The 22,263-nt window shown below is 43.5% G+C and carries 21 protein-coding genes; 20 read left to right on the forward strand and 1 reads right to left on the reverse strand.

Annotation, left to right across the window (positions count from 1 at the left end; all coding sequences use genetic code 11):
- The first annotated feature begins 9 nt into the window (after nucleotides 1-9).
- The 10 genes from ACXAH9_RS07575 to ACXAH9_RS07620 all read left to right on the forward strand — a co-directional run bounded on the left by ACXAH9_RS07575 (nucleotide 10) and on the right by ACXAH9_RS07620 (nucleotide 10,016).
- The gene (locus tag ACXAH9_RS07575; RefSeq protein WP_474894255.1) at nucleotides 10-1,155 is read left to right on the forward strand and encodes a tetratricopeptide repeat protein; all 1,146 of its coding nucleotides are present in this window, start codon (nucleotides 10-12) and stop codon (nucleotides 1,153-1,155) included.
- Between the two features lie 61 nt (nucleotides 1,156-1,216).
- A complete protein-coding gene (locus ACXAH9_RS07580; protein ID WP_474894256.1) occupies nucleotides 1,217-1,834 on the forward strand; it encodes a Crp/Fnr family transcriptional regulator in 618 nt (205 codons plus the stop codon).
- Nucleotides 1,835-1,896: 62 nt separating this feature from the next.
- Entirely contained in the window at nucleotides 1,897-3,621 is a 1,725-nt protein-coding gene (locus ACXAH9_RS07585) for a SulP family inorganic anion transporter (protein ID WP_474894257.1), read from the forward strand.
- Between the two features lie 59 nt (nucleotides 3,622-3,680).
- Nucleotides 3,681-5,090, forward strand: coding sequence for an MBL fold metallo-hydrolase (locus ACXAH9_RS07590; protein ID WP_474894258.1), 1,410 nt, complete (start codon nucleotides 3,681-3,683; stop codon nucleotides 5,088-5,090).
- A gap of 85 nt (nucleotides 5,091-5,175) precedes the next feature.
- Nucleotides 5,176-5,736, forward strand: a complete 561-nt coding sequence (locus ACXAH9_RS07595; protein ID WP_474894259.1) for a YeeE/YedE family protein — start codon at nucleotides 5,176-5,178, stop codon at nucleotides 5,734-5,736.
- 10 nt (nucleotides 5,737-5,746) lie between these two features.
- Nucleotides 5,747-6,163, forward strand: a complete 417-nt coding sequence (locus ACXAH9_RS07600) for a DUF6691 family protein (RefSeq protein WP_474894260.1) — start codon at nucleotides 5,747-5,749, stop codon at nucleotides 6,161-6,163.
- Between the two features lie 370 nt (nucleotides 6,164-6,533).
- On the forward strand, nucleotides 6,534-7,757 hold the full coding sequence (locus ACXAH9_RS07605; RefSeq protein ID WP_474894261.1) for a sulfite oxidase: 1,224 nt from the start codon (nucleotides 6,534-6,536) through the stop codon (nucleotides 7,755-7,757).
- A 6-nt stretch (nucleotides 7,758-7,763) separates the two neighbouring features.
- Nucleotides 7,764-8,219, forward strand: a complete 456-nt coding sequence (locus ACXAH9_RS07610; protein ID WP_474894262.1) for a cytochrome C — start codon at nucleotides 7,764-7,766, stop codon at nucleotides 8,217-8,219.
- A complete protein-coding gene (locus tag ACXAH9_RS07615; protein WP_474894263.1) occupies nucleotides 8,206-9,123 on the forward strand; it encodes a sulfurtransferase in 918 nt (305 codons plus the stop codon). Before ACXAH9_RS07610 ends, ACXAH9_RS07615 begins: the two co-directional genes overlap by 14 nt.
- Nucleotides 9,124-9,134: 11 nt before the next feature.
- Entirely contained in the window at nucleotides 9,135-10,016 is an 882-nt protein-coding gene (locus ACXAH9_RS07620) for a sterol desaturase family protein (RefSeq protein ID WP_474894264.1), read from the forward strand.
- 71 nt (nucleotides 10,017-10,087) lie between these two features.
- On the opposite strand, the gene ACXAH9_RS07625 is transcribed toward ACXAH9_RS07620, so the two are convergent.
- Nucleotides 10,088-10,456 carry a DoxX family protein gene (locus tag ACXAH9_RS07625; RefSeq protein ID WP_474894265.1) on the reverse strand — a complete coding sequence of 123 codons (369 nt, stop codon included), beginning with the start codon at nucleotides 10,454-10,456 and terminating at the stop codon, nucleotides 10,088-10,090.
- 207 nt (nucleotides 10,457-10,663) lie between these two features.
- Here ACXAH9_RS07625 and ACXAH9_RS07630 point away from each other — a divergent pair, with 207 nt between their 5' ends.
- From ACXAH9_RS07630 to ACXAH9_RS07675, 10 genes are read left to right on the forward strand one after another with little or no spacing between them, the layout of a single operon-like run.
- Entirely contained in the window at nucleotides 10,664-11,044 is a 381-nt protein-coding gene (locus tag ACXAH9_RS07630) for a HEPN domain-containing protein (RefSeq protein ID WP_474894266.1), read from the forward strand.
- Nucleotides 11,041-15,981 carry a 2-oxoacid:acceptor oxidoreductase family protein gene (locus ACXAH9_RS07635; protein WP_474894267.1) on the forward strand — a complete coding sequence of 1,647 codons (4,941 nt, stop codon included), beginning with the start codon at nucleotides 11,041-11,043 and terminating at the stop codon, nucleotides 15,979-15,981. Before ACXAH9_RS07630 ends, ACXAH9_RS07635 begins: the two co-directional genes overlap by 4 nt.
- 4 nt (nucleotides 15,982-15,985) lie before the next feature.
- On the forward strand, nucleotides 15,986-17,317 hold the full coding sequence (gene rsxC, locus ACXAH9_RS07640; protein WP_474894268.1) for an electron transport complex subunit RsxC: 1,332 nt from the start codon (nucleotides 15,986-15,988) through the stop codon (nucleotides 17,315-17,317).
- On the forward strand, nucleotides 17,314-18,330 hold the full coding sequence (locus ACXAH9_RS07645) for an RnfABCDGE type electron transport complex subunit D (protein ID WP_474894269.1): 1,017 nt from the start codon (nucleotides 17,314-17,316) through the stop codon (nucleotides 18,328-18,330). The genes rsxC and ACXAH9_RS07645 overlap by 4 nt, the downstream gene beginning before the upstream one ends.
- Nucleotides 18,327-19,001: an RnfABCDGE type electron transport complex subunit G gene (locus tag ACXAH9_RS07650; RefSeq protein WP_474894270.1), complete on the forward strand. Its 675-nt coding sequence runs from the start codon at nucleotides 18,327-18,329 to the stop codon at nucleotides 18,999-19,001. The genes ACXAH9_RS07645 and ACXAH9_RS07650 overlap by 4 nt, the downstream gene beginning before the upstream one ends.
- The gene (gene rsxE / locus ACXAH9_RS07655; RefSeq protein ID WP_474894271.1) at nucleotides 18,994-19,623 is read left to right on the forward strand and encodes an electron transport complex subunit RsxE; all 630 of its coding nucleotides are present in this window, start codon (nucleotides 18,994-18,996) and stop codon (nucleotides 19,621-19,623) included. Before ACXAH9_RS07650 ends, rsxE begins: the two co-directional genes overlap by 8 nt.
- Nucleotides 19,624-19,634: 11 nt before the next feature.
- Nucleotides 19,635-20,204, forward strand: a complete 570-nt coding sequence (locus tag ACXAH9_RS07660; protein ID WP_474894272.1) for an electron transport complex protein RnfA — start codon at nucleotides 19,635-19,637, stop codon at nucleotides 20,202-20,204.
- A gap of 11 nt (nucleotides 20,205-20,215) precedes the next feature.
- On the forward strand, nucleotides 20,216-20,416 hold the full coding sequence (locus ACXAH9_RS07665; RefSeq protein WP_474894273.1) for a hypothetical protein: 201 nt from the start codon (nucleotides 20,216-20,218) through the stop codon (nucleotides 20,414-20,416).
- The gene (locus ACXAH9_RS07670; protein WP_474894274.1) at nucleotides 20,416-21,273 is read left to right on the forward strand and encodes a ferredoxin reductase domain-containing protein; all 858 of its coding nucleotides are present in this window, start codon (nucleotides 20,416-20,418) and stop codon (nucleotides 21,271-21,273) included. Before ACXAH9_RS07665 ends, ACXAH9_RS07670 begins: the two co-directional genes overlap by 1 nt.
- Complete coding sequence (locus ACXAH9_RS07675) at nucleotides 21,274-22,140, forward strand: RnfABCDGE type electron transport complex subunit B (protein WP_474894275.1); 867 nt, start codon at nucleotides 21,274-21,276, stop codon at nucleotides 22,138-22,140. It begins immediately after the preceding gene.
- Nucleotides 22,141-22,263 lie beyond the last annotated feature (123 nt).

Genomic DNA, 22,263 nt, shown 5'->3' on the forward strand with positions numbered 1-22,263 from the left:
AATCGAATAATGAGAACTTTTTTAACACTATTGTTAGCGGCTATTTGTATTGCGGGCTACTCGCAGAAAAAGCCAAAAATTAACCAAGCGCTTTCTGCCATGGAAGATGGTGAGCTAACCGAAGCGAAAGCAATCATTGATGCTGCCATTGAGCATGAAAAAACAAAAGATGATCCTGAAACCTGGTACTACAGAGGGCAGATCTACGCATCATTAGATACAGCTAATAACGAGCCGGGGGCTATGGAAGAAGCGCTTAAGGCTTTTGATAAGGCTTTGGAGCTTGATCCTGAGCAAAAGAAGATTTCTACCTTTACCGGAATGGGTATCGAGAATATTGATACAAAAAAACAAGGTTGGTATGCGTATTATTACAATGAAGCTATTTCAGCTTACAATGAAGAATCATTTGCTTCTGCTGCAGACAATTTTGAGACAGCATACTATATCAATCCAAGTGACACCAATGCAATCGTTAATGCAGCATACGCTGCTGTAGCAGCTGGTGATGATAAACGTGCTGAGGATAATTTCAAGAAATCCTATGAAGCAGGAGTGAGAGATAAAATGGTTTTTCTTCAGTTATACAACTATGCGATTAAAGAAGAACGATATGAGGAAGCTCTAGATGCTATAAGAAAAGGAAAAGAGTCTTACCCTAATGATATCGAGTTAGCTAAGTACGAAATAAATCTTTTAATCCAGCTGAATAAAACTGAAGAGGCAAAAGCTGGTTTAGAAAGTGCTATAGCCGCAGATCCCAATAATCCTGACTTACACTTTAGTCTGGGAGTATTGAAAGAAGAGCTAGGTGATAAGGAAGGAGCAATGGAAAGCTACGATAAGGCGCTGGAAGCTGATCCTGATCACTACAACTCAAACTTCAATAAAGGCGTTTCTGTATTCAATGAGGCAAATGAATTGATTAAAGAGCGTAACGCACTTAGCTATAAGGAAAAAGCCAAAAGCAAAGAGCTTACAGAAAAAATTAATGTAAAGCTTGAAAAAGCACTTCCTATTTGGGAAAAGTTATATTCACTGAACAGTTCAGATCGAACAGTACTTGAAACTCTTGGCTATATCTACAATAGTCTGGGTAAAAAAGACAAGTATGAAAAGATCCAGAGTGAACTGGAGGCAATGGAAGGTAATTAATTAGTAGAGAATATTTTGATTAAAGCCGATCTTTTGATCGGCTTTTTTTGTTTTTTGCAGCATGAATGAAGCACTAGAAATATTAGACTTTGAGCCAGCTTTATTGCAAGAAATCAACGATGTTGGGTACTTAAAAAAAGTACGTAAAGGAGATTCGGTTATTAACTCCTCTCAAGTTGAAAAAGATATTCCATTCGTTTTAGACGGCATTTTGAAGGTATACCGGAAGGAGCCGAACGGGAAAGAAGTGTTGCTTTACTATCTGGAAAAAGGGGAGACGTGTGCCATGTCTATCACGTGTTGCATAGAAAAGAAATCTTCTCCAATTAAAGTGATAGCAGAAGAAGATGCTAAAATCTGGATGGTACCGAATACATTTCTAAATCAATGGGTAACAAAGTATCCTTCTTTCAGAGCTTTTGTCTTTTTATCTTATCAATCCCGATTTGATGAATTGATGGAAACTGTTGACAGCCTGGTTTTTTCTAATCTGGAGGACCGGCTTTACAAGTATCTACTGGACACCAAGCAGGCCACACAGTCTTTTGAGATTAACAAAACTCACCATGAGATAGCCAATGAGCTCGGTACTTCCCGTGTGGTTATATCTCGATTGCTCAAAAAACTTGAGCAGGATGAAAAGATTGAGCAGCATCGAAACAAGATCGAAATTTTATAGTGGAAATGTGTAACAAAGGTTACAAGCAGCTATCTTGAGGTCTGCTACTTTTGTGGCCTGATATGAACCTAATCCAAAGACTTTTTCCAATCCTTCAATGGCTTCCATCTTACAAGAAGGCCGATTTGAACGGAGATCTTTTTGCCGGGCTCACTGTTGGAGTCATGCTCATACCACAGGGAATGGCTTATGCATTGATTGCCGGATTACCCCCGGTATATGGACTATACGCCTCAATTGTACCTCAGATTATTTACGCACTGTTAGGCACATCAAGACAGCTTTCTGTGGCACCTGTAGCCATGGATTCATTACTGGTTGCCGCTGGAGTTTCTGTTTTGGCTACTGAGGGATCAGCAAGTTATATTGCTTTTGCCATCCTAATCGCCTTTTTCATGGGTGCTTTTCAATTGCTATTAGGTGTTTTCCGATTGGGTTTTATAACCAACTTACTTTCAAAGCCTGTCATCAGTGGCTTTACTTCTGCTGCCGCATTGATTATTGGATTTAATCAGCTTAAATACCTCTTAGGCACTGATATCGCGAAAAGTAATCGGTTTTACGAAGTAGTGATCAACAGTGCAAAGCAAGTGGATGAAACACATGTCATAACATTTATTATAGGTATTGCAGCTATTATCCTTATTAAGTCTCTCAAACTTGTTAACAAAAACATACCAGGTGCACTGATTGCTGTTGTATTAGGAACCGTGATTGTCTATTTATTACGATTAGATCATGTAGGTGTAAGCATCGTTCAGGACATACCACAAGGGCTTCCTTCATTGCAGCTACCAGAATTTTCATTGGGTCAGTTTGGAAAGGTGTTGCCTCTTGCGTTTACTATTTCGGTGGTGGCTTTCATGGAGGCATTCTCTGTAGCTAAAGCAGTTGAAGCGAAAAGGCGAGATCATAAAGTAATTCCAAACCAGGAACTCATTGGACTTGGAGCCGCCAACCTGATCGGATCGCTATTTCAAGCCTATCCTGTCACAGGCGGTTTCTCCCGAACTGCAGTAAACCATCAGGCAGGCGCTAACACTCCGTTATCCTCAATCGTAAGTGCAATCATTGTTGCTATAACACTTATTTTTCTTACCTCTCTGTTTTATTTCTTGCCTCATTCCATTCTCGCGGCAATCATCATGGTGGCAGTCAGCAATCTTTTTGATTTGAGCTATGCTAAAAAACTCTGGAGAGAAAGTAAAAAAGAGTTCCTTGTGCTGCTTTTTACGTTCCTGGTAACCCTTAATATTGGAATGGTTGTCGGAATTGTTACAGGGATTATTCTTTCCATTCTGCTATTCCTTTATCGTGCCGCCTATCCCCACATTGCGCGACTGGGAAGAATAAAAGGACATCACGAATTTCGAAATATTACTCGCTTCAGTGATCTGGAAACCTGGGAAGGCCTGGTGATCATTCGCATCGACGCACCGCTCAGCTTTATCAACATTCAGGAAATCAAAGATTATATTCAACAGCTCCTCAATGTAGAACCCGAAACTAAAGAAATCATAATTGATGCAGGTCCAGTTAGCCATCTGGATGCTACTGCCGCAGACGGACTGCATAATCTGCTGGAGGAATTGAACCAGAAAGGAGTAAGGATGGTTTTCTGTGATGTCATTGGACCTGTGAGAGATACCATGAAACAGACCGGACTAACTAAAACCATAGGAAAAGAAAATCTATTTTTGAGTTTAAGTGAAGCGGTTGAAAACGCATTAACAAACGCAAAAGATCCTTATAAAAAAGTGACGCTTCAAACAAATGTGAAAGCGTAACAAATGTTACAAACCTGAACCTAATAGCGTCGTATTTTTGTCAAAGAAATAATCGAGATATGAACATCGAACAGATATATACCGGATGCCTTGCACAAGGTACTTACTACATTGAAAGTGAAGGAGAAGCAGCGATCATTGATCCACTGAGAGAGTCAGCTCCTTACTTGAAAAAGGCTGAAAAGGAAGGTGCAAAGATTAAATACATTTTTGAGACGCACTTTCATGCTGATTTCGTTTCAGGACACGTAGATCTGGCTAAGAAGTCAGGAGGGAAGATCATTTATGGACCAAAGGCCAAAGCAGATTTTGATTTTCATGAAGCTATGGACGGAGAAGAATTTACGCTGGGAAAAATCAAGATAAAGGCTTTGCATACACCTGGTCATACGTTGGAAAGTACCACCTATCTGCTCATCGATGAAAGCGGAAAAGAGCATGCCATTTTCAGTGGTGACACATTATTTATTGGTGATGTAGGTAGACCAGATCTAGCTCAAAAGGGAGATTTAACCCAAGATGATCTGGCTGGAATGCTGTACGAAAGCTTGCGATCAAAAATCATGATTCTACCAGACGATGTGATTGTATATCCTGCTCATGGAGCTGGCTCTGCGTGTGGTAAAAACATGAGTAAGGAGACGTTTGACATATTGGGCAACCAGAAAAAAACGAACTACGCTCTTCGATCTGATATGACCAAGGAAGAGTTTGTCAAAGAAGTAACCGATGGACTACTTCCGCCACCTCAATACTTCGCTCAAAATGTGGCCATGAATAAATCAGAAACAGTAGGCCTTGATTCAGTGCTGGAAAAGGGAAAAGTGCCGCTGGATGCGGAGACATTCGAAGCAATGGCTAATCATGAGGGAGCCCTGGTATTGGATACCAGAAATCAGAATGATTTTGTGAAGGGACACATTCCAAATTCCATTTTCATCGGAATAGATGGGAACTTCGCTCCATGGGTAGGGGCGTTAATTCCGGACCTACAACAACCCATCGTTTTCATCGCAGATGAAGGCAGGGAAGAAGAAGTAGTCACCCGCTTATCTCGTGTAGGTTATGATAATACCCTCGGATACCTAAACGGAGGATTAGATGCATGGAAAAAAGAAGGTAAGGATATAGCAACTCTGGAATCTATTTCTGCTGACACATTTGCTGAAGCCTACAAAGCAGGTAATCTACATGTGATGGATGTGCGAAAACCGGGTGAATTTGAGGCAGAGCACATTGAAGATGCTGAAAGCCTTCCACTGGACTTTATCAGTGAAAACATGGAACAAGTGGATGAAAGTAAAACATACCACATTCACTGTGCCGGAGGTTACCGTTCAGTGATCGCAGCATCTATTCTTAAATCACGTGGATTCCACAACCTCGTAGATGTTGCGGGGGGGTTTAAAGCGATTAAAGATACAGATATCCCAACCACAAATTACGTTTGTCCAACAACGCTAAAATAAGTAATCAGTAATGTTTACTAACTGAGAGTGACGGAAAGGACTGTACTTCTAATCAACTATAACATTTAAAATACAATCGGATTTTATGGAATTCATATATAACCCATGGCCTTGGTACGTGGCAGGGCCGCTTATTGCTTTGATAATGCTAAGTCTGCTACTTTCAGGTAAGCGCTTTGGATTAAGTAGTAACCTGAGAAGTATGTGTGCAGTAATGGGAGCTGGAAAGCATTGCGACTTTTTTGATTTTAACTGGCGAGCTCAAAGCTGGAACCTGGTCTTTGTGGTCGGGCTATTAATTGGAGGGTTTATCGCTAATAATTTTATGGGTGCAGATCATGTTTCCATTTCTCAAAATACCATTGATGAGTTGAAGGAATTGGGATTTGAAAACCCCGGTAAATATCTTGTGCCAGAAGAACTTTTTACATGGAATAACTTAATGACTACTAAGGGGTTAATAGTAGTCATTTTAGGTGGGTTTTTAGTGGGTTTTGGTGCCAGATATGCGGGTGGCTGTACCTCAGGTCATGCCATCAGCGGACTGAGTGATTTGCAAAAACCATCCCTTATCGCAGTAGTAGGATTCTTCATTGGAGGTCTACTGATTACATATCTGGTTACGCCATATTTATTAGCTCTTTAAAATAAAAACCATGAAGTTTTTAAAATTTATCTTCTTTGGAATCATTTTCGGTATCACGCTCTCTAAAGCGGAGGTCATATCATGGTACCGGATTTATGAAATGTTCCGCTTCCAATCCTTTCACATGTATGGAATCATTGGTTCTTCGGTAATACTTGGTATTATCATTATACAGATCATCAAGCACAAACAGATCAAATCCATCGATGGAAAACTCATTGAGATCGAACCAAAGGCACGTGGAATCAAACGCTACCTATATGGTGGAATCATCTTTGGAATGGGGTGGGCGCTAACAGGTGCATGTCCTGGTCCATTATTTATCCTGGTGGGAAATGGGTTAGGCGTATTTCTTGTTGCTATTGCCTCAGCCACGCTAGGGACATACGTTTACGGAAGAATAAAACATCGTTTACCGCATTATTAAGCATGAAACCCGCAGGTACACTAACTTGCAGGTTATGCTCTTGACTATACTTCTATTAGCCACACTGGTTGGTATCATTCTCTTTGTCCGCTACATTTTCAAAGATGAAGGACCACATCATCAATAAGAATGAAAATGCCGTGATTCGATTGTTCAAGCAGATCAATGCCCGATGAATGCTTGTGCCGTTAGGGACTTTGGAATAGTCGGGATTGGTCCATTTCAGAGATACCTGAATTCATTCGAATTAGACTACCAATGAATTTGACAGATCAAAATTATACGAATTGAATTATTCAGAATCGAGGGTAACAATTGTTACATTTATATATGTTAGAAGCCCGTATTTTTAAGGATTAACTCAGCTGTTTTGAAAACCAATCGCAGAGAATTCATTAAAAAGAGTAGCCTGGCTGCACTCTCAGGTATTATTGGAGTTCCTATCGTATTTGGCAGGTGGATGCCAAAGGATTATGTTCCAATCGTATTTGATCAGAATGATTTTCATGAAAAATTCAGTAAAGATCCAGACATGGTTGTGCTGAACGATAAGCCATGGAATGCTGAAGCTCAAGCACATATACTGGATGACAAGATCACGCCGGCTTCACGCATGTTCGTGAGGAACAATGGCCTTATTCCACAAGACATAGATCCTGAAAAATGGACCTTGACTATCGATGGTGAATCGGCTCTCAAAACCAGAACATATTCACTATCAGATCTTAAAAGATTTCCAAAACACACCTATCAGCTAACGCTGGAATGTGGTGGCAATGGGAGGAGTGAGTTTGATCCACCTGCAAAAGGCAACCAATGGACCATTGGAGCGGTTTCCTGCGCCAACTGGGCAGGAGTGAGGCTTAGAGACCTGCTGGAGGATGTGGGAGTGAAGAATGATGCAGTGTACATCGGCTACTATGGCACAGACATGCATCTCAGCGGAAGTCCTGACATAAACCCTATTTCCAGAGGTGTACCAATAAGCAAAGCAGCCATGGACGAGACCTTGATTGCTTATGAGATGAATGGTGAAGGCATACCATTGGTACATGGTTATCCACTTCGGTTGGTAGCTGGTGGATGGCCTGCATCTGCTTCAGGAAAGTGGCTGCATCGACTGAGTATTCGAAATAAAGTACATGATGGAGCTAAAATGGGAGGCAGCTCATATCGGGTGCCATGTGAGCCGGTAGCACCGGGCGAAAAGGTAATGGATGAAAACATGTGCATCATTGAATCCATGCCGGTAAAATCACTCATCACTTACCCTAAGTCTGGTGCTTTACTGGGATCAAAAAAAACACTGGATATTCGGGGGCATGCATGGGCAGGCGAATTAGAAGTAAGCGAGGTGCATTATTCCATCGATTTTGGCGTATCCTGGAAGAAATGTAAGCTGGAAAGGCCCGTCAACCGTCTTGCATGGCAGCACTGGAGCGCTACGGTTTCGTTTCCAAAGAATGGATATTACGAGGTGTGGGCCAGAGCCACCGATTCCAAAGGGAACATGCAGCCCATGCTTGTTCCGGGTTGGAACCCAAAAGGATACTTAAATAATGCATGTCATCGCATTGCAGTAAAAGTTGGTTAACGACACATGGATAACAGGCAATATACCCGGATACTGAAACAAGTGGTTACCATTCTAAAGGCTGCCATTTTTTCCTTGATACTGCTTTTAGTTCTCGTGTTGGATATGGGGTATGATATGCTCAGCAATGAGCCTAAAAACACCCGTCTTGTATCAGAAAAGGTGGAATCACCGGATTTTGTAAACGGGATACATGTACAAACCGGATTGGTTGATGATAAAGGACTTGATTTGGTCATTCAAAACTGCACACCTTGTCATTCCGCTAAGCTGATCACTCAGAATCGCATGACGGAAGCAGGATGGAAGGGCACCATCCAATGGATGCAGGAGACACAGGACCTGTGGGATCTGGGAGATAATGAAGTACCTATTATTGAATATCTGGCAAACAATTATGCACCAAAAAAGAAGGGCAGGAGGGCGCAATTAGAAAACATTGAGTGGTATGAACTGGAATAATTACGTAATCCCATTAATCATCCTTTGTGTAATTGTCGGATGCAATCCGCCGGCGAAGGAATCTATGGTAACCGGTGTTGCGAGTTCTAAGTATCTGATAGAACCAGTGGACTTGAGATCAATCCATACTCAAGACAGCATTGTCCTGCTCGATCTACAACGTCCGGAAGACTTTCTTGAAGGCCATCTGCCGAATGCTATAAACCTCTGGCGTTCAGAACTTAAAAATCCATCATTTAAATATGATGGAATGATGCCTGATAAGAAATATTTGGAAGAAATATTGCAACGTAAAGGAGTGCCTGCAGACGCATTTATGGTGTTGTATGACAACCGTGGGTCGTGTGAAGCAACCCGACTATGGTGGGTGCTCAAACAGTATGGATATGACCGGATGGCCATTCTGAATGGAGGAACACAAGCCTGGAAGCTTCAGGATAGTTTGACTAAGACGGTGACCTATCGAACATCTGGCGATTTCAGGTTTCCAGAGGTTGCGGCCACTTCACTGGTTTCGAATAACATATTGCTGGATAAACTTTCAGAATTGATCAATCAGGAGTCACTCCTTGTATTGGATACACGCTCCAAAGATGAATATGAAGGATTAAACCTTAAAAAAGGAGCCCAATGGGCAGGACGTATACCGGGAAGCATACACATTGATTGGATGGAGGCGGTTGATCAAACCAATTATCGCTTTAAAGAGATTGCTGAATTGCAAAAAGTTTACAAAGATGTGTTGAATAGTGATAATATAGCCATAACCTATTGCCATTCAGGTGTACGTTCAACTCATACATTTTTTGTGTTAACAGAATTATTAGGGCATAAAAATGTTAAGAATTATGACGGTTCCTGGGTAGAATGGACCCATCATTTTCAACCGGAATTAGTTAATTAAGAAAACAAGCCATGGAAGAATATATCAACATCATCATCGAAAGCTATCAGGGGTATGCTAACTACCTGTGGAACGAAATCAAAAACCCCAGCTGGCACAATTACTTTTACTGGCTCATTGGTGTTTCAGGCTTCTTTTATGGACTGGAGTTGATACGTCCATGGAGGGAAAATCAGCCCCGATTCCGGAAAGACTTCTGGCTTGACTTCTTCTACATGTTTTTCAATTTCTTCCTGTTTTCACTCATCATCTACAATGCTGCCTCCAATGTGGTGGTCAACTTCTTTAACAACCTCCTGGAATCTGTCGGAATAACCAATCTGGTGGCTTTTGAAGTGATGAGCTGGCCCATGTGGTCACACCTGTTAATCGGGTTTGTTGTACGTGATTTTGTGCAGTGGTGGACACACAGACTTCTTCATAGAGTGGATTTTCTGTGGGAATTTCATAAGGTGCATCACTCGGTGGAGCAAATGGGGTTCGCTGCACACCTCAGGTATCACTGGATGGAAAATGTGGTGTATCGAACCATTGAATACATTCCATTGGCGCTAATCGGTATTGGATTGAGGGATTTCTTTATCATACACATTTTCACTCTGGCTGTCGGTCATTTCAATCACAGCAACTTCAAGCTCAACCTGGGGCCATTGAAATACATTTTCAACAACCCGCAGATGCACATTTGGCATCATGCCTATCACTTGCCAAAGGAGCGGAGATATGGCGTAAATTTTGGACTTACCCTCAGCTTATGGGATTATCTCTTTAAGACCAACTACATTCCGCACGATGGCAAAGACATCAAACTTGGCTTTCCGGGAGTGGAAAAGTTTCCTAAGAACTTTACTGAGCAAAACCTGCATGGGTTTGGTAAAAAACCATCTGATTAGTGTTTGAAAAATTCAGGGTAGACTTTTCAGTAAAATCTCCTCAGAATTTACTTTGTTGAATATCAATTCGATTAGTTTGAAACAGGATCAATTTTTCTATAAAAGAAGAATGACCCCAAAAGTAAAACCAGGGCAATGATTGCAGCAAGGTATTGTTGATCAGTCATAGCATGTGCTACAATAGCCAAGATAAAATCCAACGCAAGCCCCAGGTACGCTAAATACGTGAGTGCATCATATTTTCGTATCACTATTGCTACCACGGCAAGTATTTTAGCTATACCTAATGGGAGAATAATATGAGGTGAATGACCCAGATTTTCGAACATTTCTCGAAGTGAAGGCTCATTAAAGCCCAGTATGAATAACACTCCCTGAACAAGCATCCAAAGGCCTATCAGTCCTGTAAATACCCAGTAAAATATCTTGTTTGCTTTCATCTGTTGATTTTAAGACACCATTAACCCCTTATGGTCACCCACTAATTAGCCCTTCAATATAAGCAATATTGCCGCCTAAAACCAGATAAGGAAATCGTGTTGGTGATGATTGAATATCATAAATCAATCGCATCATTGATAAATCTCATAATTAATCATGTGAGTGGCTTGTAGCTTCGTTGGAGAGGTTATTTAAAAAAATAGCATATGGATTCTAAGATTAATGCCACACTTGAACAAGCTGAACTTCACCTAAGCAATGCACAAAATGAACGCTGCAAACCGGAAGAGGATGTGGTTCCTTACAGCATCTGTAAAAATGCGCACAGCTCGATTGTAAATTACTTGAGTGCCTTCCTGATGCGAAATGGAAGAGAGATACCAAAATCTCATACGGTAGAAGAATTGCTTACTCATTGCAGGGAAGTCAACCCACAGTTTAACGACTTGCATTTGGCACCCTTCTATCACCCGACCGACACGGAGGACATCTGGATGAATTTGGACACGGCCGAAGACTTCTATCACATGGCTGAGAAAACGAAAGAAATGGTCAACCAGCTTACTACTCAAAATCAATCCCGATGAGCAAAAAACAATCCACTCCTAAGTATCCGGGCATAAGAGCAGCATTAGATGGAAACACTGCTGCAATTATGTGTGAGCGTGAATCCTCAGATGCTGCAGGAGCATATCCCATTACCCCATCCACCCAAATGGGTGAGTACTGGGCGGAAGCTGCTGCAAATGGTCACCTTAATATTTCTGACCGGCCACTCATCTTCATTGAACCGGAAGGGGAACATGCAGCTGCTGCAGTGACAGCCGGACTTTCTATGACAGGTCAGCGAGCTGCGAATTTTAGCTCAGGTCAGGGGATCGCCTATATGCATGAAAGTCTGTATGCCGCAGTTGGTAAGCGATTGACTTACGTCCTGAACATCGGTGCACGTGCCATGACCAAATCTACCTTAAATGTGCATGCAGGACATGACGACTACCACGCGATTGATGATACAGGTTTTTTTCAACTGTTTGCGAAAAACGCTCAGCATGTCGCAGACCTGAATATTCTGGCACATAAAATCGCCGAGCTCGCATTGACCCCTGGAATTGTTGCTCAGGATGGTTTTTTGACAACTCATCTGATTGAAAGTCTGAAAATACCTGAACGTGAGCTAATCAAAGAATTTCTGGGCAGACCGGACGATATCATCCAAACACCAACACCTGCACAGCAGATGATCTATGGAGATACACGGAGAAGAATCCCGGAAATATGGGATGTAGATAACCCGGTGATGGCAGGGATTGTGCAGAATCAGGATTCTTACATGCAAAGCGTGGCTGCACAAAGACCTTTCTTTTTTGATCACATTCAGGAACTTTCGGATCAGGCTTTTGAAGAGTATGGTAAGCTGACCGGTAGAAATTACCAGCGGGTGATGACGTACAAGGCAGAGGATGCAGATTACCTCATCCTGGGACAAGGGAGTGTTATCCCAAGTGCAGAAGTAGTCGTAGATTATTTAAGGGACACACGAAAGCTGAAAGTAGGGGTTGTTAACCTGGTTATGTTCAGGCCATTTCCTTCTGATTTGCTTTCAAAAATTATCAAAGGAAAAAAAGGAGTTGTCGTTCTGGAACGATTGGATCAGCCATTGGCTGCCGATCTTCCGATTGCACGTGAACTACGAGCTACAGTTGCCAAATGCCTGGAAAACGGACAACATAAAAAGAACCATCCATATCCTGAAATTGAAAGTTATCAGCATAAAGAAGCTCCTGCTATTTACAGCGGTTCTTTTGGATTGGGAAGTCGTGATTTACAGGCAGAAGGGATCATAGGGGCTATAGAAAATATGCTACCTGATGGAAAACATAGAAAACAGTTCTACCTCTCCATTGATTTCATCCGGGAAAATCCCTTTACGCCAAAGCAGCGTGCGCACCAGGAAGAAATTCTTGAGGCCTACCCTAAAGTAAAGGAGCTTGCGGTACGAGGATCTGAAAATCCAAACCTTATGCCAAAAGGGGCCACCACGGTGCGTTTTCATTCCATTGGCGGATGGGGTGCCATTACCACCGGTAAAAACCTGGCAATGACGCTATTTGATTTACTTGGATATGACATCAAGGCCAATCCTAAGTATGGCTCAGAGAAAAAAGGACAGCCAACAACTTACTACTTGTCAGCAGCTCCTGAGCCCATCAGGATCAACTGTGAATACTTTTTTGTGGACGTTGTATTATCCCCGGATCCCAACGTATTCAAACACACCAACGCACTGGCCGGACTGAAAAAAGGAGGGTGCTTCATCATTCAAAGTGATAAAAATAGCCCTGAGGAAGTATGGGCCTATATTCCCAAACGATATCAAAAGATCATTATCGAAAACGACATCCATATTCATTACATCGATGGGTTTAAAATAGCCAGAGAGGAAGCCACGGATACTGAGCTGCAACTACGCATGCAGGGGATTGCATTCCAGGGTGCCTTTTTTGCCGCTTCACCATTAATGCAAACGGCAGGCTTGAATGATAAGCAGCTGCTTAAGTCCATTGAAGATCAGCTCCAGCATAAGTTTGGTTCGAAAGGTCAACGCGTAGTGGATGATAACATGCGCGTGGTAAAACGTGGGTTTACAGAAGTAAGAGAAATCACAGAGAAGGTACTAAAGGAGGCTGACCATAAATCAAATGGACATGCGGAGCTACCGCTCCCTGTTATGATGAAAGACATCCCTCAAAGCAAATCCAAGCTGAGTGATATTCATCGTTTTTGGGAACAAACGGGTAATTTTTATGCCCGAGGTATGGGAAATGATAACATCACCGACCCCTTTATCGGGTTGAGTGTGATGCCCGCCGCATCTGCAGTCTTTAGAGATATGACAGGTATACGTTTCGAGCATCCTGAATGGATACCTAATAATTGTACTGCGTGTGGCAATTGCTACACCATATGTCCTGATACAGCCATTCCAGGTTTGGTGAATGAGCTATCGGAGGTGTTGGAAACTGTGGTGAAGAGAGTAAAGAAGAATCACGGCAAGCTGCAAGAGCTCCCACGAGCCATTAGAAAATTAGAAGGAGAGGTCCGCTCAAGATTCAATGCATCCAAAAACGGAGCTACTGTAAATAACATCATCCAAGATGTGATCGCACAAGCAATAGATTCTGGTAAAGACGAAACGTTGAACCAGGAATTGAATTGGTTTAGCGATGAGTTGGGTGATTTCCAATTTGCCCTGACCCGCCCGTATTATGATTTACATGAGAAAAATACAGCGAATAGCGGTGGGCTTCTGAGCATCACCGTAAACCCAAATACTTGCAAAGGGTGCATGGAGTGTGTCGCTGTTTGCGATGATGACGCCCTCCGACCAATCATTCAAACAGAAGGCTCCATTGCTAAACTAAGGAAGGACTGGGACCTATGGATGGATCTGCCAACCACTCCCGATAAGTATAAACGTGTAGATGATTTAGAGGAAAAAATTGGCGCCTTAGAGACCATTTTACTTGATAAAGAAGCTTATCTCAGCTTCACCAGTGGAGATGGAGCTTGCCTGGGATGCTCCGAAAAATCGGTGGTTCACTTGTTTATGGCAACTGTGGAGTCGCTGATGCAGCCACGTGTTAAAAAGCATGTGGCTCACCTGGAGGATTTAATACAAAAGCTTGAAAAGCACATTCAGGACAAACTAATAGGCACGGTCAATATCAGTGATACAGATGCGCTTTCTAAAATTCTTAAAGAATCGCATGATTCAGACCTCACCATTTCCGGAATCACGAGCAAGCTGGAAGCTGAAAAAGGAAGTGAGCCTATAAATCAGGCATGGTTGGAAGACGTCACAAAGTTACTTTCAGAGCTAAAACGACTAAAATGGAAGTATACGGAAGGCACAACAGGCAAAGGACGAACCTCCATGGGTATGACCAACGCCACGGGCTGTACCTCTGTATGGGGAAGTACCTACCCGTTCAATCCATACCCGTTCCCATGGGCTAACCATCTTTTCCAGGATTCTGCCTCTCTGGCCATGGGAATCTTTGAAGGTCACATGTCGAAAATGGCCGATGGATTCAAAGCCATTCGCAAAGCAGAATTGGAGCTTGAAGGTAACTACAGACCTGGTGAACACGATGATTTCTTTACATACTTCACTTGGAATCAATTTACAGATGAGGAGTGGCAATTGTGCCCTCCGGTAGTTGTTCTGGGTGGTGATGGGGCCATGTATGATATAGGCTTTCAAAACCTGTCACGAATGATGGCATCAGGTAAGCCGATCAAAGTGATTATTGTAGATACTCAGGTATACTCCAATACTGGTGGACAAGCCTGTACTTCCGGTTTCATTGGTCAGATTTCAGACATGGCACAATATGGAAAAGTCTGGAAGGGTAAACCTGAGCCACGAAAAGAGATTGGTTTGATCGCAATGGCACATAGAAACACTTATGTGATGCAAGGAACCCTTGCCAATACCAGCCACATGATCGAGGGGTTTATCGACGGATTGATGACGAAGCGACCAGCGGTATTCAACCTCTATACCACCTGTCAGCCTGAACATGGCGTGGGAGATGACATGGGCGTGAATCAGGCTAAACTGGCGGTAGAATCACGGGCGTATCCGGTGTTTAAGTACAATCCGGATGAAGGGGTAAAAACCCATGAAGCGTTTGATCTGTCCGGCAATCCTGCCATGGATGATTTATGGCCTACTTACCAGCTGATTTACCTGGAAAACGGCATTCAAAAGAAAATGGAAGTGCCTATGACCTTTGCTGATTTTGCAATCACAGAAGCACGCTTTAGAAAGCACTTCAGAAATGCACCAAGAGAAACCTGGAATGAAAACATGGTGATGCTGAGTGAGTTTCTGGAAATGAATGAAGAGGGTAGAGTGGGTAAGTTTCCATATATCTGGGCAGTAGATAAGAAACAACGATTGACAAGGGTTCTGGTGGCCAAGACCATTGTAGAGGCCTGTGAAGAACGACGAGACTTCTGGATCATGATTCGTGATTTGGCTCGAGTGGATAAGCAGCCTGAAAAACAGGTTGATCTGGAAAGTAAGATTCGATCGGAGGTCATTCAAAAAATGGCTAAAAAGCTTATGAAAATTGCCAGTGGGGCAAACGGTGATGTTGATATAGACCTCACATCATCAACCACTACAAGGGTTGACTCCAAAGAGGAAAAGCCAGTGGTAGAATCCGAAGAGAAGACTAAGCCTGATGCCAATTCAAGCAATGGCTATATGGCCCCATGGCTGGAGACAGAGGACTGTTCCTCCTGTGATGAGTGCATCAATATCAACGCCCAGATTTTTGCTTACAATGATGACAAAAAAGCTTACATCAAGGATCCTTCTGCAGGACCTTATGCTGACATTGTAAAAGCGGCAGAAAAATGCACCACACAGGTCATACACCCGGGGCTTCCTGCAGATCGAAACGAAAAGGACGTGGATAAATGGATAAAACGAGGAGAGAAATACAATTGAGCCGGTGCTAACATTACAGCGACATACCTTTAAACATGGGATACATCCCCCTGAAAATAAAGAGCAGACCAACAAGTTACCTATCCGGCAATTTGCGTTCTCACCCTTGCTGATCATACCTGTAATCCAAAATATAGGAAACCCTTCAAAGTTGATTGTAAGAGAGGGGCAAGAGGTGGTAAGAGGTCAGCTGCTGGCAGAGGCCGATGGATATTTATCTGTACCACTACATGCACCTGAGACAGGAAGAATACGAAAAATTGCGAATGTTCCTACCATCAGTGGGAAAATGGTTCCAGGCATATACCTTGAGGCAGCCCCATCTTCCACACAGGAAGTTATGGAAGGTGAATCGGTAGGACTGGATGCTACTCCTGAAGAAATATTGGCAGGTATTCAAAATGCAGGTATAGTAGGCTTAGGTGGAGCGGCCTTTCCAACGCACGCGAAACTCAAAATACCAGAAGACAAACACTGTGACACGTTGATTATCAATGGGATAGAGTGTGAGCCCTTCCTGACTACAGATCATCGGGTAATGTTGGAGCAACCAGAGGACATCTTCTTGGGCATCAGGTACTTATTGAAGGCTACCGGAGCAAAGCGTGCAATCATCGGGATTGAGGCCAACAAAAAAGATGCTGCTGATTTCTTATCCAATTTCCTGACTCCAGAGTTGCCGATATCCATTGAGGTTGTGCCTGTCAAATACCCACAGGGAGCTGAAAAGATGCTCATTACATCACTTCTTGGTAAGGAAGTTCCGTCCGGTGGCCTTCCGATTGATGTGCATGCTGTGGTTGTGAATGTGGCCACCACCGCAGAAATAGGTCGCCTGCTCCCACATGGGCGTGGCATCCAGGAGCGCGTGATCACCATTACCGGACCCGGGGTAAAGAAAAAAGGAAACTACCTCATCCCAATCGGAACACCTTTGCGATATGTCCTGGAACAGGTAGGGGTAGAAGAGCCGGTAAGTGAGGTGTATATGGGTGGTCCCATGATGGGAGTGGCCGTATCCAATCTGGATATCTCCATTGTAAAAGGCACTTCAGGAATTGTGGTCTTTACAAACAAAGAACTGGCACAATCAGAAAAAATTTATCCCTGCATTAAATGTGGTGCTTGCGTAGATGTGTGTCCATTGTCGCTCAACCCATCCAAGCTAGGCATCTTGGCCAAGTTTGAAGCTTACGAGAAGATGGCAGCAGAGTACCATCTGATGGATTGCTTTGAATGTGGTTCGTGCTCCTACATATGTCCCTCACACATACCATTGGTGCAGTATTTCAGGCTGTCAAAGTCGATTGTGAGAAAACGAAAAGCCAGCGTATGAAAGCACAAACCCTTCATATCAGCACTTCTCCCCATCTAAGTAAGGGCTTAGGCACGGAGACCATCATGTTTCATGTGGTACTCGCCATGATGCCTATGGTCATTTTCGCGATTTATTCTTTTGGATTCAATGCGGCGCTGGTGATTCTAACGGCTGTTACATCATGTGTATTGACCGAGCATGTGCTTTGCAGGCTTACAAACAAATCCTCTACTGTTTCTGACTGGTCTGCCGCAATTACAGGCATCCTGCTTGGGCTTATCCTTCCACCTATTTTCCCTTTATGGATGACTTTCTTAGGTGGAGTGATAGCCATAGGAATGGGAAAGTTTCTTTTCGGTGGGCTGGGATACAATGCCTTTAATCCGGCGCTGGTGGGTAGAGCTGTACTTCAGGCAGCATTTCCGGTAGCAATTACCACATGGCACACCGCATTTCATCCGGATCGGTTTAGCACCATCAATGGTTCAGTACTCACATTTCCATTTATGACACCAGTAGTGGATGGAATGTCTGGAGCCACGCCTTTATCAGCGTTCAAGTTTGATGGAGTAACTACAGATAGCATGGACCTGGCCTTTGGTTTGGTGAGTGGTTCTGTAGGAGAAACCTCATCAGCACTAATCCTTTTAGGGGGACTATACCTCGTGGTTCGTAAATTCATGAACTGGCGCATTCCGGTTGCCATTCTGTTAACGGTATTTGTATTCAGTGGGGCCTTGTATCTCTCAGACCCACAGGTATATCCTTCTCCAGTCTTTATGCTTTTCTCAGGGGGCTTGATGCTGGGCGCGGTATTTATGGCCACCGATATGGTCGCTTCCCCGATCACCTCGTTGGGGGTGGTGCTTTACGGGGTGATCATTGGTACACTGGTGGTAGTCATCCGTATTTGGGGTGGACTACCTGAAGGAGTGATGTACGCGATTTTATTGGGTAATGCCATCTCACCTCACATTGATCGCTTGATTCAGTATCGAGTGTATGGAACTTCAAAGCAACCTTCAGGATGAGCGAGGTACAAACCATAGCAGCGACAAGTAGTTACTCCATGCTTCGGGCAATGGTTGGTATCGGGATACTATGCGGATTACTGATTGTGCTGACCTATGAAGGCACTTTACCCAGGGTAGAGCGATTACGTGCTGAAGCGTTGGAGCAGGCGATCTTCAGGGTGGTGCCGGGAGTATCAACTACCAAAGCATTTGCATGGGAGGATGGGCAGTTTGTAGATGCACGTGAAGGAAGCACTCAGATCGTTTACGCAGGATATGATGCGAACGGAGCATTTAAAGGGGTCGCCATAGAGGCAAGCGGTCAGGGGTATGCTGATGTCATTCGGATCCTTTACGGGTATGATCCAACGACACAAAAGGTGGTTGGGTTTTATGTGCTTGAGAGTAAAGAAACCCCGGGGCTTGGAGATAAAATTGAGAAGGACCCAGCCTTCCTTGACAATTTTAAAAGTTTAGATGTCACTTTAAATAACTCCTCTGATGACCTTATAAATCAGATAGTTCCGGTGAAGAAGGGAACCAAATCTGAACCATGGCAGGTAGATGGCATCACCGGTGCAACCATTTCTTCACGAGCTATTGGTAACATCATTGGTGAAAGCACAAGCATCTGGGTACCACGCGTCTATAAGCAACAGCCGTATTTTCAAAATGAGAGCGATGAGTAACGGAGTGTCAAATATTGAAACCAAATCAACGGATGAGTTCATCAAGGGACTCTGGAAAGAGAATCCGGTATTTGTTCAGGTGCTTGGTATGTGCCCGGTATTGGCAGTCTCTAATACAGCCGAAAATGCCCTGGCAATGGGGTTGGCCACTGCTTTCGTACTGCTCATGTCTAACTCATTGGTTTCGTTGTTACGGAATTTCATCCCTAAGGAGGTGCGAATTGCCTCGTACATTTTAATCATCGCCACATTTGTGACGATTACTGATTATACCATTCAGGCCATCAGCGTGGATTTGCACAAAAGCCTGGGAGCATTCATTTCGTTGATTGTGGTAAACTGCCTTATTCTCAGCAGAGCAGAAGCATTTGCTTCAAAAAATACCTTAGGCAAATCCATCATGGATGCATTAGGAATGGGAGTTGGTTTTTTGCTGGCACTTTTTAGTCTGGGAGCTGTAAGAGAAGTGCTTGGAAACGGAACCCTCTTTGGTCTTTCGCTATTTCCCGACGGCTTTCAGGAGTGGGTCGTGATGATCTTACCAGCTGGCGGGTTTTTTACACTCGCAGCATGGCTACTCATTTTCAACCTGATTAAAGAAAGAAAGGAGGCATCAAAATGAATCAGGAATCATTGGGACAAATTTTTATCAGTGCGAGCCTCGTAAACAATTTCGTTCTGGCCTACTTTCTAGGCATCTGTCCATTTCTGGGAGTATCAGGTAAGCTTGGAACAGCAACTAAAATGGGAGGTGCAGTCATGTTTGTGATGCTGATCAGCTCCATGTGTGCTTATGGGATACATGCGTTACTGGTGGCCATAGATGCTGAGTTTTTGCAGCTGATCAGCTACATCGTAGTGATTGCATCTACTGTTCAACTGGTAGAGATGTTCATTAAAAAAATGAGTCCAACGCTCTTTAAGTCGCTGGGAATATTCCTTCCGCTGATCACGACCAATTGTGCAATTCTAGGATTAGCACTTTTCCAGACTAATAAAGGGTATGATTTTTTACAAAGCATCGTGTATGCGTTGGGGGCAGGTGCAGGGTTTACCCTGGCGTTAGTACTGATCGCTGGGTTTAGAGAGCAACTGGAATTTGCCGAAGTTCCTAAGGTGATTAAAGGCACGGTTTTGACCTTGATTATCGCAGGAATTTTGTCTTTGACATTTATGGGATTTTCAGGATTAGGCACACAGTAGATTAGAAAGACATGGAAAAGTATCTCACAGGAATAGCGGTAATAAGTTTAATCATGATTGGCTGGGTGGTTATTCAGCGATGGTGGGGTCGCATGTTTTCTGATGAAATAACAGATCCTGATGTACTGGCCGGAAGGTCGGATTGTGGGAGTTGCGGATGTAAAACTCCTTGTTCAACAAAACAATTACAAACGAATAAAAATATTAACTGATGGCACATTTATCTGATTTCAATACCAAAAAACAATACTTCGCTGAAGTAAAGAAGACGAAAAGACTCACACCTGAGGATAGCGAGGAAGTTCGCGAGCTTATCCTGGAGGTGAAAGATCCATCCTTCACATGCAAAGTGGATCAGAGCTTTGGTGTGCTGATTGACCATAAAGACGAATTTGGGAATACACAGCACCATCGGTTATACAGTGTTGCTGATTTGCCATCAAAGAGCAAGGGAAAGACAAGGATCACGATGCTGGTGAAAAGGATCACGTTTGTAGATGAAATTAACGGGGAGAGTCAGGAAGGTGTCGCCTCGAATTACCTCTGTGATCGTCAGGTGGGAGATCAGATCACCATCACCGGACCTTATGACATTGCATTTGATGTGCCGGAAGAAAAAGATGCAAACCTCATTTTAATTGGCATGGGAACTGGCATAGCACCCTTCCGGGCATTCATTAAGCATATTTATAAAGATGTTAAAGACTTCCATGGGAGAATATTACTCTTTTATGGGGCTAAGAGTGGTTTGGAGCTGCTTTACCTCAACGATAAAGACGGAGACCTGACCAACTACTATGATGAAGAAACATTTGAAGCCGTGCATGCATTCAGCCCCCGACCGTTATGGAACGACCCGGTAGTGCTGGATCAGGCCATAGAAGACCGAGCTGATGAAATCCTGCAGATGCTTTCAATGCTCAATACCTACATCTATGTAGCTGGTTATGAAAAGGTGAAAGAAGTGCTGGAAAAGACACTGAGTAATATCATGGGCTCAGAGGAAAAATGGAAGAAACGTAAGGCTGAGCTCGTGGCAGGAAAGAAATGGGCTGAAATCATTTATTAGATGTCGATCCTTATCGCCATAGCAGTGTTAGGGGGACTGACCCTCGTTCTGGCTATCATGCTGGTGATAGCTAACAGGAAATTATATGTCTATGAGGATCCGCGCATAGATGTGGTGGAAGAAATGCTTCCGGCTGCAAATTGTGGGGCATGTGGTTATCCGGGCTGTCGTCCGTTTGCAGAATCATTGGTAGAAGGGAAGAGCCTGCCGGCCAAGTGTACAGTCAGTTCTGAGGAAGGCAAGGAGGCCATTGCTTCTTATTTAGGTGTTGGTCTGGGTGAACAGGAAAAGCTGGTTGCCCGGCTTGCCTGTGCAGGGGGTACCAATGTTGCACGTAATAAAGCCAACTACGAAGGCCTTGAAACGTGCAGGGCTGCCTCATTGGTTTCGGGTGGGGGCAAGGGATGTTTCTGGGGATGTCTGGGCTTTGGCGACTGTGAGGAAGTCTGTGATTTCGATGCAATTCACATGGACGAACATGGGCTGCCAGTGGTAGATATTAAAAAATGTACCGCCTGTGGCGATTGCGTTGAAGTCTGCCCGAAAGACCTGTTTTCCATTCAGCCAGTGAGCAACCAATTGTGGGTAGCCTGTAAAAACCTGGAGTCTGGCGATGACATCCTTGAAGAGTGTCAGGTTGCATGTACGGCCTGTGGTAAGTGTGCCATGGATGCACCCGGCGATTTAATTGTCATGGAAAACAACCTACCGAAGATCAATTACTCGCTAAATCAACAGCTCATGGAGCCGATCCAAAGATGTCCCACAGGTGCCATTATCTGGTGGGATCAAAAGTTAGGGGCTATTAAAGGACGCGAAAGCAAAACCATCATTCGGAAAGGCACCAGAGAAGTGGGTGCATCATAGTTTAGTCGTCATGATTAATGGTTTCCGGATCATGCGTTCGATGGGTGATACAACTCTCATTACATGCTGATATTTATCACAGATTAAGTCCTTCATAGCTACTTACTTAGCTCAATAGCATTG

The organism is Ekhidna sp. ABH4_415 (assembly GCF_056161305.1).